Annotated in this window: 15 protein-coding genes; 11 read left to right on the forward strand and 4 right to left on the reverse strand. The window is 38.7% G+C overall.

Features of this window, described 5'->3' with window-relative positions; translation table 11 throughout:
• Nucleotides 1–64 precede the first annotated feature (64 nt).
• The 6 genes from I6F42_RS07760 to ung are packed head-to-tail and all read left to right on the forward strand — an operon-like array spanning nt 65 to nt 5,483.
• Complete coding sequence (locus I6F42_RS07760) at nt 65–877, forward strand: ABC transporter ATP-binding protein (protein WP_197151686.1); 813 nt, start codon at nt 65–67, stop codon at nt 875–877.
• 1 nt (nt 878) lies between these two features.
• Entirely contained in the window at nt 879–1,883 is a 1,005-nt protein-coding gene (locus tag I6F42_RS07765) for an iron ABC transporter permease (RefSeq protein ID WP_197151688.1), read from the forward strand.
• 4 nt (nt 1,884–1,887) lie between these two features.
• Nucleotides 1,888–3,372, forward strand: coding sequence for a cobyric acid synthase (locus I6F42_RS07770; RefSeq protein ID WP_197151690.1), 1,485 nt, complete (start codon nt 1,888–1,890; stop codon nt 3,370–3,372).
• Entirely contained in the window at nt 3,365–3,964 is a 600-nt protein-coding gene (cobO, locus tag I6F42_RS07775) for a cob(I)yrinic acid a,c-diamide adenosyltransferase (protein ID WP_024610031.1), read from the forward strand. The genes I6F42_RS07770 and cobO overlap by 8 nt, the downstream gene beginning before the upstream one ends.
• A complete protein-coding gene (locus I6F42_RS07780) occupies nt 3,964–4,824 on the forward strand; it encodes a cobalamin-binding protein (protein ID WP_197151691.1) in 861 nt (286 codons plus the stop codon). The genes cobO and I6F42_RS07780 overlap by 1 nt, the downstream gene beginning before the upstream one ends.
• Entirely contained in the window at nt 4,821–5,483 is a 663-nt protein-coding gene (gene ung, locus I6F42_RS07785) for a uracil-DNA glycosylase (protein ID WP_197151692.1), read from the forward strand. The genes I6F42_RS07780 and ung overlap by 4 nt, the downstream gene beginning before the upstream one ends.
• 107 nt (nt 5,484–5,590) lie before the next feature.
• On the opposite strand, the gene I6F42_RS07790 is transcribed toward ung, so the two are convergent.
• Nucleotides 5,591–5,779 carry a DUF3545 family protein gene (locus tag I6F42_RS07790; protein WP_007583746.1) on the reverse strand — a complete coding sequence of 63 codons (189 nt, stop codon included), beginning with the start codon at nt 5,777–5,779 and terminating at the stop codon, nt 5,591–5,593.
• A gap of 223 nt (nt 5,780–6,002) precedes the next feature.
• Nucleotides 6,003–6,953, reverse strand: a complete 951-nt coding sequence (tal, locus tag I6F42_RS07795) for a transaldolase (RefSeq protein WP_007376481.1) — start codon at nt 6,951–6,953, stop codon at nt 6,003–6,005.
• 225 nt (nt 6,954–7,178) lie between these two features.
• Between tal and yaaA the strand changes: the two genes are divergently transcribed.
• The 3 genes from yaaA to I6F42_RS07810 all read left to right on the forward strand — a co-directional run bounded on the left by yaaA (nt 7,179) and on the right by I6F42_RS07810 (nt 9,958).
• Nucleotides 7,179–7,958: a peroxide stress protein YaaA gene (gene yaaA, locus I6F42_RS07800; protein WP_197151693.1), complete on the forward strand. Its 780-nt coding sequence runs from the start codon at nt 7,179–7,181 to the stop codon at nt 7,956–7,958.
• Between the two features lie 121 nt (nt 7,959–8,079).
• The gene (locus I6F42_RS07805) at nt 8,080–9,036 is read left to right on the forward strand and encodes a mechanosensitive ion channel family protein (RefSeq protein WP_197151694.1); all 957 of its coding nucleotides are present in this window, start codon (nt 8,080–8,082) and stop codon (nt 9,034–9,036) included.
• 238 nt (nt 9,037–9,274) lie between these two features.
• Nucleotides 9,275–9,958 carry a hypothetical protein gene (locus I6F42_RS07810; RefSeq protein WP_197151695.1) on the forward strand — a complete coding sequence of 228 codons (684 nt, stop codon included), beginning with the start codon at nt 9,275–9,277 and terminating at the stop codon, nt 9,956–9,958.
• Between the two features lie 93 nt (nt 9,959–10,051).
• On the opposite strand, the gene I6F42_RS07815 is transcribed toward I6F42_RS07810, so the two are convergent.
• Both I6F42_RS07815 and srmB read right to left on the reverse strand, forming a co-directional pair.
• Complete coding sequence (locus I6F42_RS07815; RefSeq protein ID WP_169060606.1) at nt 10,052–10,372, reverse strand: BON domain-containing protein; 321 nt, start codon at nt 10,370–10,372, stop codon at nt 10,052–10,054.
• A gap of 272 nt (nt 10,373–10,644) precedes the next feature.
• Entirely contained in the window at nt 10,645–11,871 is a 1,227-nt protein-coding gene (srmB, locus tag I6F42_RS07820) for an ATP-dependent RNA helicase SrmB (protein WP_007376476.1), read from the reverse strand.
• Between the two features lie 75 nt (nt 11,872–11,946).
• Here srmB and I6F42_RS07825 point away from each other — a divergent pair, with 75 nt between their 5' ends.
• A complete protein-coding gene (locus tag I6F42_RS07825; protein WP_169060604.1) occupies nt 11,947–12,645 on the forward strand; it encodes a tRNA1(Val) (adenine(37)-N6)-methyltransferase in 699 nt (232 codons plus the stop codon).
• 61 nt (nt 12,646–12,706) lie between these two features.
• Complete coding sequence (locus tag I6F42_RS07830; protein WP_007583759.1) at nt 12,707–14,416, forward strand: DUF4153 domain-containing protein; 1,710 nt, start codon at nt 12,707–12,709, stop codon at nt 14,414–14,416.
• Nucleotides 14,417–14,447: the final 31 nt, after the last annotated feature.

Genomic DNA, 14,447 nt, shown 5'->3' on the forward strand with positions numbered 1-14,447 from the left:
TACCAAACAGACTGTTGCAAATTTAACCTTGAAAGATCAACAGACCCTAGCCTAGGACTGACTATTGCACACTCAAACACCATTAAATAAACCATTACTAAACGTTAAAAACGTATCGTGGGATATTGGCAATAAAACGATCCTCAAAGAAATAAACCTTAAAATAACCACAGGTAAATTTGTTGGTTTAATTGGACCTAATGGCGCAGGTAAATCGAGCTTATTGCGTTGTTTATATCGTTTTAATAAACCAAGTAATGGCGTTGTAGAGTTTAACAACACCGACATTTGGCAGCTAAAAAGCGATGAGTACGCAAAAAAAGTAGCGGTTGTTTTACAAGAAACTCCGTCGCAATTTAACTTAAGCGTATTTGATGTTATTGCGCTTGGGCTAACGCCTCATAAATCGTTATTTAGCTCAATAACTAACATTGATAAACAAAAAATCATTCAAGCAATCAATACAGTCGGGTTGGAAGATCATAGTGATCAAAGCTTTGAGTCGCTCTCAGGCGGTGAAAAGCAACGTGCCTTGATAGCCCGCGCCATAGTCCAGCAACCTCAACTGTTAATAATGGATGAGCCAACTAGCCATTTAGATGTTAAATACCAAATACAGGTTATGGAGCTTGCTAAATCGTTGGGTGTAACGGTATTTGCATCGTTTCATGATTTAAACTTAGCCTCGGCAATGTGCGATGAACTAGTGGTTATTAAAAACGGTGAAATTACAAATACAGGTACGCCAAGTGAGGTATTAACCGAAAACATGTTAGGCGACGTTTTTGGTGTCTGCGCCCAAGTAAATGACCACCCGCAAATATCGAAGTCGGGAAATAGCATCCCTCATATCACTTACTTTTATGGTTACAAATAATATGAGCGCAGTTAATAATCGCCACTCATTTGCGCTTTTTATAAGTGCTGCAGCTGCTTTATTTAGCTTATTTGCAGCACTTAGTTTTGGCGCAGCAGAGACCTCACTTCAAGACGTACTTAATAGTTTTTTATTTTCAAATGATGCCTCTTTTAAAGCACGTATTGTTTACGAGCTAAGAATGCCACGCACATTACTCGCCTTTTTAGCTGGCTCTGGTTTAGCCATTGCGGGGCTTATTTTACAAACGGTAACGCGTAACCCTTTAGCCGATCCTTACTTATTTGGTATATCGTCGGGTGCCTCATTTGGGGTAGTGTTACTTATGGCATTAGCAGGCATTAGCGCAGGCTTTATGCTGTCTGCAGCAGCGTTATTAGGTAGCTTACTCGCTATGAGTTTATTAATACTTATTGCAGGTAGGCAGCAAAGTGCACAGGTAGAATCAATGTTATTAGCTGGCGTTGCTCTGTCGTTTTTATTTAGTGCATTTACCAGCTTGTTGCTTTATTGGAGCGACCCTCAGGCGGTAGCCGCTATTTTATTTTGGACACTGGGCAGCTTTGCTCGTGCGCAGTGGGCAACGCTTTGGTTGCCTTTGTTGGTAATTACATTATGTACATTTGTAATGCTGAGCTTTAGAAGGCAGCTCAATGCTATGTTGCTGGGCGATGAAAGCGCAATTACATTAGGTGTGAGGGTCCAGCGCTTTAGAATACTTATGCTGGTTTTGAGCTCATTAATTACCGCTGTGCTGGTGGCTATGTGTGGTGGTATTGGGTTTGTAGGATTAATGGTACCGCACATTGTGCGCTTTTTTATATCCCAAGGCACCATCGCTGGCTTACTGGTAACCAGCTTAGTGGGCGGTACATTTATGGTGTGGGTTGATGTACTTTCGCGCTCCTTGCTAAAAAACCAAGAATTGCCCGTAGGCGTTATTACTGCTGCTATTGGTAGTGTGTTCTTTTTAAGTTTATTGTTTTTTAGAAAGCGAAGGGTGTAATTCCATGAAAACCTTAATGGTGCAAGGCACTACTTCCGACGCAGGTAAAAGCACTTTAGTTGCAGCCCTTTGCAGGGTATTTGCTAAGCGAGGGGTAAAGGTTGCGCCTTTTAAACCACAAAATATGGCACTTAATAGCGCAGTAACAAAAGATGGCGGCGAAATTGGTCGTGCGCAAGCTTTGCAAGCAATAGCAGCTAAAGTAGAGCCCGAAATAGATTTTAACCCTATATTACTTAAGCCTAATAGCGACACGGGCGCACAAGTGATTATTCACGGAAAAGCCATTAGTAATATGGAAGCTGGCAAATATCACGACTATAAAAAAGTAGCGATGGATGCAGTAATTACCTCACATAACCGCTTAGCTAAACGCTTTGAATTACTCCTTGTTGAAGGAGCGGGGAGCCCTGCTGAAATAAACCTGCGTGAAAACGATATTGCCAATATGGGTTACGCCGAAGAGGTAGATTGCCCTGTCATTATTATTGCCGATATTGATAAAGGTGGTGTGTTTGCACATTTGGTAGGTACGCTTGCGTTGTTAAGCGAGTCAGAACAGGCGCGCGTAAAAGGCTTTGTTATAAACCGCTTTAGAGGCGATATAGGTTTGCTGCAAGGCGGGCTTGATTGGCTTGAAGAATACACAAACAAACCCGTACTTGGCGTATTACCTTATTTGCACGATCTTGCGCTTGATGCCGAAGACGCCGTCGCAATTGATAATAATGTAACCAACGCCACAATTAATATTGCAGTGCTACTTGTTCCCCACATTAGTAACCACACCGATTTTGATGCACTGCGTTTGCACCCAAACATTAATATAAATTATGTGCGCCATACCCAAACGATCCCAGACGTTGATCTGATAATTCTCCCAGGCAGTAAAAATGTGCTGGGTGATTTAAACTTTTTGAAAAATGAAGGCTGGGATTTACAAATTAAACGCCACTTACGCTATGGTGGTAAAGTACTTGGTATTTGTGGCGGCATGCAAATGCTGGGCAATACAATCAACGATCCCGATGGTATTGAGTCGTCATTAAAGCAAGTAAATGGACTTGCCCTGTGCGATTTTGAAACCACGCTGACAGCACAAAAAGTATTAACTAAAATAACCGCTACACTACTTTTAAATAATCAATCAACACTCTGTAGTGGTTACGAAATACATGCAGGGATTAGCCAAGGTGCAGCGCTTAATAAGCCATTTTTAACCTTTGATGAAAACCACCCACATGGTTTTATGTTCGATGGCTTTATTAGCGATGATAACGCCATTGCGGGCACTTATTTACATGGCTTATTTGATGAAGCCGATGCGACATCGCAAATTTTAAAATGGGTAAAACCAAGCGCCTCAATTAACCCAATTAGTATTGCCGCTCACCGCGAGCAGCAGTTAGAACGATTAGCAACCATGTGCGAAACGCATTTAAACATACAGCAAATTATCTCGATTTATGAAGGGCACAATAATGACTGAACAAAACAACGATAAGCACAAGCAGCGCCAACAAAAAGTAAAAGATCAAGTGGATGCGCGTGTTGCTGCAGCACAAGATGTAAAAGGTATTTTTCAGGTAATTACCGGTAACGGTAAAGGTAAATCAACCTCGGGCTTTGGCGTTGTAGCACGCTGCGTAGGGCATGGTAAAAAAGCAGCTGTTTGCCAATATATTAAAGGTACATGGGAATGTGGCGAGCGTAATTTATTACAAGGTGCAGGCGTTGAGTTTGTTGTAATGAACACCGGTTTTACCTGGGATACGCAAAATAAAGAAGCCGATACCGCAGCCGCCCAAGCAACATGGCAAGAGTCAAAACGCATGCTTGCAGATAGCAGTATTGATTTAGTATTACTCGATGAGCTTACGTATATGGTGACCTACGGCTACGTTGATTTAGATGAAGTGGTAACAGCGCTTAATAACCGCCCACCAATGCAGTCAGTTATTATTACAGGGCGTGCAGCGCATCGTACTTTAACCGACCTTGCCGACACTGTAAGCGAAGTGCGTAATGTAAAACACGCATTCGACTCAGGCATAAAAGCGCTAGAAGGGTTTGATTACTAATGCTTAAAGCGTTTTTTATTGGGCTGCTGCTTTTTAGTGTATCAGGCAGTGCACTTGCAGAGCAGGATAATGATTCTAAAAAACTGCGAATAATCGCGCTTGCACCACATATAGTCGAAAACCTATTTGCCATAGGGGCGGGCGATAATATTGTGGGCACGGTTGATTACGCCGACTACCCTGCTGAGGCCCAAAGTATTGAGCGCATAGGGGGTTATTACGGTATCTCGCTTGAAAAAGTATTAGCGCTTAAACCTGATTTAGTCATTGCGTGGAAAAGCGGAAATCAAAGCGAAGATTTAGCCCAAATAGAGCGTCTGGGCATAAAAGTATATTTGAGTAATCCCACCACAATCGCTGGTGTAGCCGAGGAGTTACTGACTTTTGGTGAGTTTACAGGGAATATTGAGCAAAGCCAGCAAGCGGCAAATGCATTTAAACATAAGCTAAATAGTATTGTTAAAAGCCAGCAAGATAAAAAAAATATTACCGGGTTTTATCAGTTATGGGCTGAGCCCATGATGACAGTAAGCAAAAATACATGGATAAGCCAACTGATTGAAACATGCCATGTAAGTAATGTATTTGCACAGAGCGTTACAGATTACCCGCAAATTAGTATCGAAAATGTCATTGTTACTAAGCCACAAGTTATTATTATCCCTGATGAAAAATCAAAAACACCACAGCCGGTTGTTAATTGGCAAAAGTGGCCAGAAGTGCCCGCTGTTAAAAATGATCAATTTATTAGCGTAAATGCCGATTTATTACATCGTTTTACTCCGCGCATGCTAGATGGACTCGCGGATATGTGTGATAAAATAGATGCATCACGTAAACAGATTAAGAGTACACAATGAGCGATTGGGCTACATTTTTAGAAAGTGAATTACAGCAACCTTACATGCAGGAAACGTTAGAGTATGTGGCTAATCGCCGCAATGAAGGTGTTGCTGTTTATCCGCCTGAACCTCAAGTATTTAGTGCTTTTGATGCCACAGCACTAAATGACATCCGCGTTGTAATTTTAGGACAAGACCCATACCACGGAGAAGGGCAAGCGCATGGCTTGTGTTTTTCGGTATTGCCTGATGTAAAAAAGCTGCCGCCGTCGCTTAAAAATATGTACAAAGAGTTAGCTACCGATATCAGCAGTTTTGCTGTTCCTGAACATGGGTACCTGCAAAGCTGGGCAGATCAGGGCGTGTTTTTACTCAATACAGTATTGACCGTTGAGCAAGGGCAAGCGCATTCTCATAAGCATTTAGGGTGGGAGCAATTTACCGATAATGTAATAGCGCATATTAATAAACACTGCGAAGGTGTGGTATTTATTTTATGGGGTGCACATGCACAAAAAAAAGGTAAAGGCATAGATAGCGCTCGCCATTATGTTTTAAAAGGGCCGCACCCATCACCGCTTTCGGCGCATAGAGGCTTTTTTGGCTGTCAGCATTTTTCAAAAACGAATGAGCTATTACAAGGCCAAGATGAAAAACCGATTAACTGGCAGGTGTAAATAACCTGGGCTCCGAATAATAAATTTATCTCATGCAGCTATTTTCAGCGCATTAAAAAAGGCTTCCATATATCGGAAGCCTTTTTGTTTAGTTGGGGCGTATTGAATTAAAAATCGAGCTCTTCAATTGCAATACTGTCTGTAAAGTAGTCTAGTTCTTGTAGTTCTTTACGTAGGCGCTGTTTGTCTTTTATTGCTTCTATTTCGCGCCATTTTCTTTTTTTATTTTTCTGAGAGGTTTTCCTTGTTGTATCTGGTCCTTCTAATATCTCTAATATATCGTTTAGGCTATCCATGAACTTCTCCTATTGATTTTATTGACCTCAAGAATACCTATACCACAGGCCTAGTTAAAATAGAATAAAAAAGTGACAGTTATGTTACATAAGTGTGATTAATTGATGAAGGTTTATAAGAGGATTATATGAAGTCGATATGAAGATTATATAGAGGGGTAGCGTATTTTAGGCATAAAAAAACGCCGCTATTGCGACGTTTTTAAAACACGATTATAGCAAATTACATTGCTTTAAAGCGCGCCTCTAGTTGTTCTTGTGCATCAGCAAAAGAGCGAATACCTTCAGCTAGTTTTTCAGTAGCCATAGCATCTTGGTTATGTAACCAACGGAACTGTGCTTCTGTTAATGGCTCTGGTTTTGGCTCTTGTGGAACATCGCTTTCAAGCAAATATTCTTGTGCGCCTTCAAGGTTACCTAAATCTTCTAAAAGATTAGGGCTAATAGTTAGCTTGTCACAACCTGTAAGTGCAATAATTTCGCCTGTATTACGGAAACTTGCACCCATCACAACTGTTTTGTAGTCATGGCGTTTGTAAAATTCAAAAATGCTGCGTACAGACTGAACACCTGGATCTTGTAGCGGATCGGTTGGTTTTTCCATACCGTTAGCAACGTGCCAATCTAAAATACGGCCAACAAATGGCGAAATTAGAAATACGTTTGCATCGGCACACGCGCGAGCTTGGGCATCGCTAAATAATAAAGTAAGGTTACATTTAGTCCCTTCTTTTTCTAGCTGCTCAGCGGCTTTAATACCTTCCCATGTAGACGCTACTTTAATTAAAATTTTGTCTTTGCTTACACCTTCTTTTTCGTAAAGGCTAAGTAGGGTATGTGCTTTATCAATCGTAGCTTGCGTATTAAACGAAAGGCGTGCATCTACTTCAGTAGAAATATAACCAGGTACAATAGCGCTAATTTCTTTACCTAGTAATACGGCAAAGTAATCACATGCTAGTTCAAGTTGTTTAGCAGGCTCTTGCTCGGTTTCTTTTGCGTAGCTCCAAGCTTTATCTAGGTAAGGCTTATATGCTTCAATCTCGCTCGCTTTTAATAAAAGCGACGGGTTTGTAGTTGCATCTTCTGGTTGATGCTTTTTAATAGCTTCAATATCACCAGTGTCGGCTACGATAGATGAATGTTGTTTTAGCCTTTGTAGAGCTGAAGTCATTTGCTTTCCTCATTCCAAGCAAGTTAAAAGAAAAATCTAATCACTCTTAATATATACAATCCATACTGCAACAGTGTGACAATGCTTGATAGGTCTTATGTCCTGATCAATAAAAAAACGGCAATGCATGGGTTATTAAGAGAGGATTTATTTAAACAAAACGTGCTTTTCGTTTCATTTAATGTTGAAATTGACACTAAATAAATTACAAGTCAATAGCTAACTATGATCACTGTTATTTCACCTGCAAAAAATCTTGATTACGAAACGCCACCCGCAACAGACAAGTTCACTCAGCCTGAATTACTAGAGCACAGCGAAGAGCTCATGAAAGTATGCCGTGAACTAACACCAGCGCAAATTGGCAGTTTAATGAAAATTAGCGACAAGCTATCTGGGCTTAACGCAGCACGCTTTAGTGAGTGGGCACAGCCGTTTACACAAAGTAATGCTAAACAAGCCGCACTTGCCTTTAATGGTGATGTATATGGCGGTTTAGATGCAAGTACGCTTAAAGCTAGCGAGCTTGATTACGCACAAAACCATTTACGTATCCTTTCGGGTTTATACGGCTTATTAAAACCACTTGATTTAATGCAAGCTTACCGTCTTGAAATGGGCACCAAGCTTGAAAATTCACGTGGCAAAAACTTATACGAGTTTTGGGGCAGCGTAATAGCGAATAAATTAAACGACGTATTAAAAGCACAAGATGCACAATATTTAGTTAACCTTGCTTCAAACGAATACTTTAAAGCGGTAGATAAAAAAGCGCTTAATGCACAAATTATTACCCCACACTTTAAAGACTGTAAAAACGGTCAATACAAAGTAATTAGCTTTTACGCTAAAAAAGCACGCGGCATGATGGCGCGCTACATTATCGAAAATAAAGTAACGCAGTTAAGCCAACTTAAAGAGTTTACGGTAGCAGGTTATTACTTTAGCCCAGAGGCAACAGTTAAAGAGCTTGAGCCGATATTTATGCGCGACGAACAAAATTAGGTTTATAAGCTTAAATAAAAAACTTAAAAGCCATGCATTGCATGGCTTTTTTGATGTTGGCGTTATATTTGCAATCTCATCTAATATTAATGAGAACACTAATTAAATAGGTGCAAATAAAATGATCAGCATTCCGTCAATTGACGAAGCCGAAAAACTAATAGAAGAAAAGCTCGGAGGGTGGTTTGATGTTGTAATAAGTCATATCCCTAATTTTATAGTTGCGATACTGATCGCAATTGTGTTTTCAATATTGGCACGCTTTGCTGGCAAGCTGATGAAAAACGTATTACGCCGCTCACTCGACTCAAAACAAATTGCCGACTTAATGGCGTCAATTTTTAAAGTTATTGTGTTGTGCATAGGTTTATTTATAGCGCTCGATTTTGTTGGCTTAAAAGGCACCGTTACTTCGCTACTTGCTGGTGCGGGTATTGTGGGTTTAGCCATTGGTTTTGCGTTTCAAGACATGACCGAAAATCTAATTGCTGGTATAGCAATGGGTGTACGTAAGCCATTTAAAACAGGTGATGTAATAGAAACCGATGATGTGTTTGGTTCGATACATTCTATAAACCTACGTAACACGCTAATAGAGAGCTTTTACGGGCAACTAATACTTGTACCAAACAAAGTCTTATTTAGAAATGTACTAAAAAATTACACCACGCTAGGTATTAGACGTATAGAAGTACCTGTAGGTATTTCGTACGGCGATGACATAGAAAAAGCAAAAGACGTTATAGTCGAAAAAATTAACGAATTTGACTTTGTAATACGCAAAGACGAAACCGCAGTATACGCTGAGAGTTTTGGTGACAGCAGCATTAACTTACTGGTATGGTTTTGGATTAAATACCCAGGCGAGCCTGACTTTATGACGGTACGCCATAAAGGTATAGTTGCCGTTAAGCAAGCACTAGATGAAGCTGATATTAGCATTCCATTCCCAATTCGTACGCTCGACTTTGGCATTAAAGGGGGCGAAAAACTCGATGCCATGATTAGCGATAAAATAAGCCAGCAGTCATCAAATAAAGACAGTAGCGACGATGCTGACTCTAGCCAAAGTGAGTAATTTAGTTAAAGCTCATTAGGCAAAAGCATTGGGAAATAGTTACTTACCAACAGCGCATTTTTACAGAGTAAAAATGCGCTTTTTAATTAGTTCAAGTCACTTTTCTTTATTCATTAATTATTTTCTCCAGCAGATTTTGTAACGTATTTTTTATAAGGTAAGTTTCCCTTTTATCTATTTATTATGCAATTATTGGTTATACAAGGTGTATTTTTTTAGATATTAGGGTTACAAACAAATGAAGTTAAAGATTAAATGGTTTACAAAAATAATTTTATTTTCAAGCCTAGTTATTAGCTTTATTTCAGTAGGTAACGAATATAATGCTAAATATGATGTGAGTTATAAATTAAATATAGATAACAATATCGCTGAAATACTTTTTCTCGATAAAAACAAAAACCTTACCTCTACATTAATCTTACCAAATAAAGCGGCATATATTGAAAAAGAGAAGTTACGAGAGTTTTGCAGCTCAGATGATATTTTATGCCCTAGAAAAAGTTATGAAAGTAACGTTATCACTTGGTCACCTGATAATGAATATTTAGCTGTGTTTGTGGGTAATACAAAAGGGTTTTGGTTTATCCCCAGTAAAGAGATAACAAAAGCCGCATTCAATAAAAATAATGTAGTTAAAGTCGGCGTACATACTCAAAACGATAAAATAAATATTGCTCTATTTCATGGCGCGGCAGGATGGGTTGATAATCATCATTACGTTTTTTCAGCGGGTTTAAGTGGTGACAATTTTGTTTATAAGTTTAACCCAAAAACAAAGGAACTTAAGGGTTTTCCTTTTGAGCTAAATGAAGATTCTACGGTAAGCAGTTTTAAAGAAGTTTTTGTTGAAAGTTTTAATTCACAAAAAAGTAGTTTTAAATTAAGTGATGTTATTCAACAACTAGATAAATTGAAATAACTACAAAAAATAAACATAAAAAAGCGCAGCTTGTGTTGGAGTAACAAGCCGCGCTTATGAATTAGTTATACAAATAAGTTTATGTGGTGCGTATTAAATAACGCTAATTTTATTGCGAATGATTTTAACCCCATCCATATTTTCTAAAAACTTTTGAGCTAGTGCGCGCTGAAAACCAGTTTGTGCTTCACCGTATAAATCTACTTCACCATTTTTTACCTGCACACGAATATCACTTAACGCTAAGTTAGGATTAGTTCGTAGGGTGTTGGTGATAGCTTGTTGTAAGTTAGGTTGAGTGGCTACACTGCTTACTACGGCCATGTTGGTTGCTGCACTTACATTTGTAGCGCAAGCTAATAAAAATAAACAACAAAATGATACTAAAGCGATAGTTAACTTGAAGCGGTTCATAACTTAATCCTTACATTACGGTGAATAGTGCAGCCACAATATGGAAATTCCATCGGCTAGGTTATCTTTGTAGTTACAATTTCGGTGCCAATATTAACGCTATGAAATATAAGGGAATTTTATTAAGTGGGAATTCAGGTGGGCAAAAATTACATTTAAATGAGTATGAGTTACATGCTTGGGTTACATATGTAACAGGTACAAACAGCAGAGCCTGCAAGGCTTGCATTAAAAAGCCGACAAAAGTCGGCTTAGTATAAAAATGTTTTAGGTTACTTTTTCTTTTTAACCTTAGCCTTTTTCTTGGCTTTCATTTTTACTGGATCTTTACGCTTTTTAGCTGGTGGCTTAGCTTCTTTATGCTGTGGCTCAACACCTCTAATTACACGGCGTTTTAATTTTTGTTCAACGTAGCGCTCTACTTTATATAAAATACCAATATCGTGTGCTTCAACTAGCGATATTGCTATCCCTTTTTTACCAGCACGGCCAGTACGACCAATACGGTGTACATATACGTCGGCAGTACGCGGCATATCAAAGTTAATAACGTGGCTGATGTCAGATACATCAATACCACGTGCAGCTACGTCGGTAGCAACTAATATGCTTGTTTTGCCACTATGGAAGTTTTCCATGGCTTTCATACGTTTGTCTTGTGGCATTTCGCCGCGTAACCACGCTGCTTTTACATCATTAGTTGTAAGTTCGCCAATCAATGTTTCTAAGCGTTCGCGAGTTTTAACAAACACAATCGCTTTAGTTACGTCAGGGTTTTTTAGCGTATTAACTAATAATTCAAGTTTGTGATGATAATCGTCGGCTAAATGTACCCATTGGTGAATTTTTGCTTTTTCTTTACGTGACGATTCGGCTTCTAATAGAGCTGGGTCGTTTAATGTTTTTTCAGCAAACCTTTCTACGCTGTCACCTTCAAGTGTTGCTGAGAATAAAAAACATTGGCGACGATTTTTAGCTTCGTCACAAATACGGCTCATTTCTTTTTTGAAACCCATATCTAACATGCGATCTGCTTCATCAATAATAAGCATTTCTACGTGTTCAGCATGAAAGTTTTCGGTTTCTAGGTATTCCATTAATCGACCTGGTGTGGCGATTAAAATATCGTTATTTTTTTCAAAAATTTCTTTATGCGTGCCGTAGTTAATACCGCCTGTTACTACACCAATTTTTAGGTGTGTGCGTTTAGCTAGCAGTTCACATTGTTCATGAATTTGATAAGCCAGCTCACGAGTCGGGGTCATAACGAGTACGCGCGCAAAACCAGGGTCACGACGTGGGAAATCCAGTAAGTACTGAATAGCCGGAATTAAAAATGCCGCTGTTTTACCTGTACCAGTAGGCGCAGATGCTAAAATATCGCGCCCCTGTAGTGCTTCAGGAATAGCTTGTTGTTGAATGCTGGTTGGCGTCTCGTAGCCCATTTTATTAATGGCATCGAGTAGCTTGTTATCAAGATCAAATTCAGAAAATTGCATAGAGTGTCTAAAATAAGGGACAATTACCCTGATTATACGCGCTATGCTGCGCTTGGTGAATGAAAAGGTGAAAAAATGTCTGGTTTTGTATTTAAACAATTTAAAGTTGAACACGACCACTGTGCAATGAAAGTTTCTACCGATGGCATTTTGCTAGGCGCATGGGCTAATTTAAGCGGTGCAAAGTCATTACTTGATATAGGCACCGGCACTGGCTTGTTAGCACTAATGTGTAAGCAGCGCAGTAATGAGCTTGATATAACTGCGGTAGAAATTGACGAAAGCGCCTATACCCAAGCATTACAAAATGTAGCTAATAGCCCGTGGCCAACTATAAGTATTACGCACCAAACTATTCAAAGCTTTAGTAGTGAAGTTAAATTTGACGTGGTTATCTCTAATCCACCGTATTTTAATCACAGTTTAAAAGGCGATAATGTTGCGCGTAATACCGCACGCCATACCGACGGCCTAAGTTTTGAAGAGTTAATTAATGCGTTTAAACATTTAAGCCATAGTGGTTCCCGCTTTAGCTTAATACTCCCAAGCGTTGAAGGCGCATTATTTATTGAGCTTGCTACTCAAAATGGGCTTTATTTAAATACTCATTGCCAAGTAAAAGCCACGCCCAACAAAGATATTAGCCGCAGTTTAATGACATTTAGCTACGTAAAAAGCGATATAGAATCATCAATCCTGTGTATTAGAAACTTAGATAATACCTACACTGCTGATTATATAGCCCTATGCAAAGCATTTTATTTGAAAATGTGAAGCAATTGTAAAATAGGAACGAATAACGCAAACTGACTAAAACCTATTGTTGAGAACAGATATGGATAGTCAGTTACCAAAATCTTTTATAATTATACTTGCCGTACTACAGGCTATTGCTCTTACCCTTTTGTATAGCAGTATAGAAAATAATGTGTGGCCAGCAACAAGCCCTACATGGTTAGTCTCACTTATTACATTTTCTATGAGCTTTCCTTTATTAATGCTAATGACCGTTAATAAAAATAATATAAAAACGTCGTTGCTTTTAATCCTTCCTTTTTCCTTGTTGTTATCTTTATTGGGGGCGTATGTTGGCTTTCAGCAAGAGCCTCAAGAGTACGTAAGTAATAACACTTTAATGTCAGTTTTTATTTTTACTAGTTTAATAGCTGGCTTTAAAGGCCTTATGTACATACAACAATTTGGTAGCTCAGAAAATGTTAGTTACAGTCGTTTATTTAAGCTCTCTTGGCGTAATTTTATAATATTTGGAGAATGCTGGCTGTTTGTACTTATTTTTTGGGGAATTCTAAATTTAGGTGCGGCTTTATTTGATATTTTAGATATAGAATTTTTCTCTGAGCTACTAAGAAATGAATGGTTTTGGATCCCAACCTTAACGCTCGCATTTGCCTTTGCGAGTGTCATATTTAGAAAGCTTTTGAACATTGAAGATAATATCGCTTTTTTACTACAAACTTTAATTAAGTTTTTATTGCCTGTTTTATCAGTTATTTCTCTCGGTTTTTTAGCAACACTTCCTTTTACCGGGCTCAATAAATTATGGGAGACCGGAAGTGGCAGTTTATTAGTAATGTGGCTGCAGGTGCTCACGTTGTTTTTTGTTAACACTGTTTATAAAGATGACTCATCAGTTCGCCCTTATCACATGCTCTTGCACCGACTCGTTTTTATAAGCGTTGCGTTACTTCCCGTTTATAGTGTTATTTCTGCCTATGGAATTTACTTACGGGTAGAGCAGCATGGGCTAACAGTAGATCGTTGTTGGGGCATTTTGATTTGGTTTTTATTGGCGTGTTTTTCGTTTAGTTATCTTGTTGGAATTATAACAAAGCGAGACAATTGGCTAGAGCCGCTTAGCAAAATAAATATTGTGATGGGGTGGGTGGTGCTCGTAAGTATGCTTGCTGTTAACTCCCCTTTGTTAAATTTTCAAAGTTTATCTACAAACAGCCAAATAGCGCGTTTAGATGCAGATAAAGTAACAATAGAAAAGTTTGACTATTACTATTTTGAGCACAGCTTAGGTCGCCAAGGTTATTTAGCTATGCAGTTATTAAAACAGAAAATTGAAACGAGTCACCCAGAGCAATACGCTATCATCGATAGGATGTATGTAAATAATGAGTTTGCTTTAACGCTTGAACACACAGTCGATGATTTTATTGAGCGCAGTGTATTTTGGCCATCACAAGCGCTAATACCTCAAGGTTTAATAGAGGCAGTATTTTCTGAACAACATTTTTACGATCGTAACTCTTTAAAAGAACATACTTACTATTTCATTGGCATGGATTTAAACAAAGATGATGAACTCGATTTTATAGTGATTGACGAAAGTAATGAAAATATATCCGCATATTTCTGGTTATTCGACATGGGTAAGTGGCGCTCAAGGTATATGAATGTCGAAAATCCTGAAGAGATTAGATACCTTAAAAGCATGATTGATAATAACGAATTATCTTTAGTTGAGCCTGAATATTCAAATCTAAAAATAGGGGATGTTGTTTTTAAAGTGAGGTAATACGTAACTTTTTTTTATGCTACTGCCCCTT

Origin of the sequence: Pseudoalteromonas sp. SWYJZ12 (assembly GCF_015864395.1) — a bacterium.
GTDB lineage: Bacteria > Pseudomonadota > Gammaproteobacteria > Enterobacterales > Alteromonadaceae > Pseudoalteromonas > Pseudoalteromonas arctica.

Coding starts and splice junctions, on each gene's coding strand:
- I6F42_RS07765 (WP_197151688.1), top strand. CDS start 879: ATGAGCGCAGTTAATAATCGCCACTCATTTGCGCTTTTTATAAGTGCT.
- I6F42_RS07770 (WP_197151690.1), top strand. CDS start 1,888: ATGAAAACCTTAATGGTGCAAGGCACTACTTCCGACGCAGGTAAAAGC.
- cobO (WP_024610031.1), top strand. CDS start 3,365: ATGACTGAACAAAACAACGATAAGCACAAGCAGCGCCAACAAAAAGTA.
- I6F42_RS07780 (WP_197151691.1), top strand. CDS start 3,964: ATGCTTAAAGCGTTTTTTATTGGGCTGCTGCTTTTTAGTGTATCAGGC.
- ung (WP_197151692.1), top strand. CDS start 4,821: ATGAGCGATTGGGCTACATTTTTAGAAAGTGAATTACAGCAACCTTAC.
- I6F42_RS07790 (WP_007583746.1), bottom strand. CDS start 5,779: ATGGATAGCCTAAACGATATATTAGAGATATTAGAAGGACCAGATACA.
- tal (WP_007376481.1), bottom strand. CDS start 6,953: ATGACTTCAGCTCTACAAAGGCTAAAACAACATTCATCTATCGTAGCC.
- yaaA (WP_197151693.1), top strand. CDS start 7,179: ATGATCACTGTTATTTCACCTGCAAAAAATCTTGATTACGAAACGCCA.
- I6F42_RS07805 (WP_197151694.1), top strand. CDS start 8,080: ATGATCAGCATTCCGTCAATTGACGAAGCCGAAAAACTAATAGAAGAA.
- I6F42_RS07810 (WP_197151695.1), top strand. CDS start 9,275: ATGAAGTTAAAGATTAAATGGTTTACAAAAATAATTTTATTTTCAAGC.
- I6F42_RS07815 (WP_169060606.1), bottom strand. CDS start 10,372: ATGAACCGCTTCAAGTTAACTATCGCTTTAGTATCATTTTGTTGTTTA.
- srmB (WP_007376476.1), bottom strand. CDS start 11,871: ATGCAATTTTCTGAATTTGATCTTGATAACAAGCTACTCGATGCCATT.
- I6F42_RS07825 (WP_169060604.1), top strand. CDS start 11,947: ATGTCTGGTTTTGTATTTAAACAATTTAAAGTTGAACACGACCACTGT.
- I6F42_RS07830 (WP_007583759.1), top strand. CDS start 12,707: ATGGATAGTCAGTTACCAAAATCTTTTATAATTATACTTGCCGTACTA.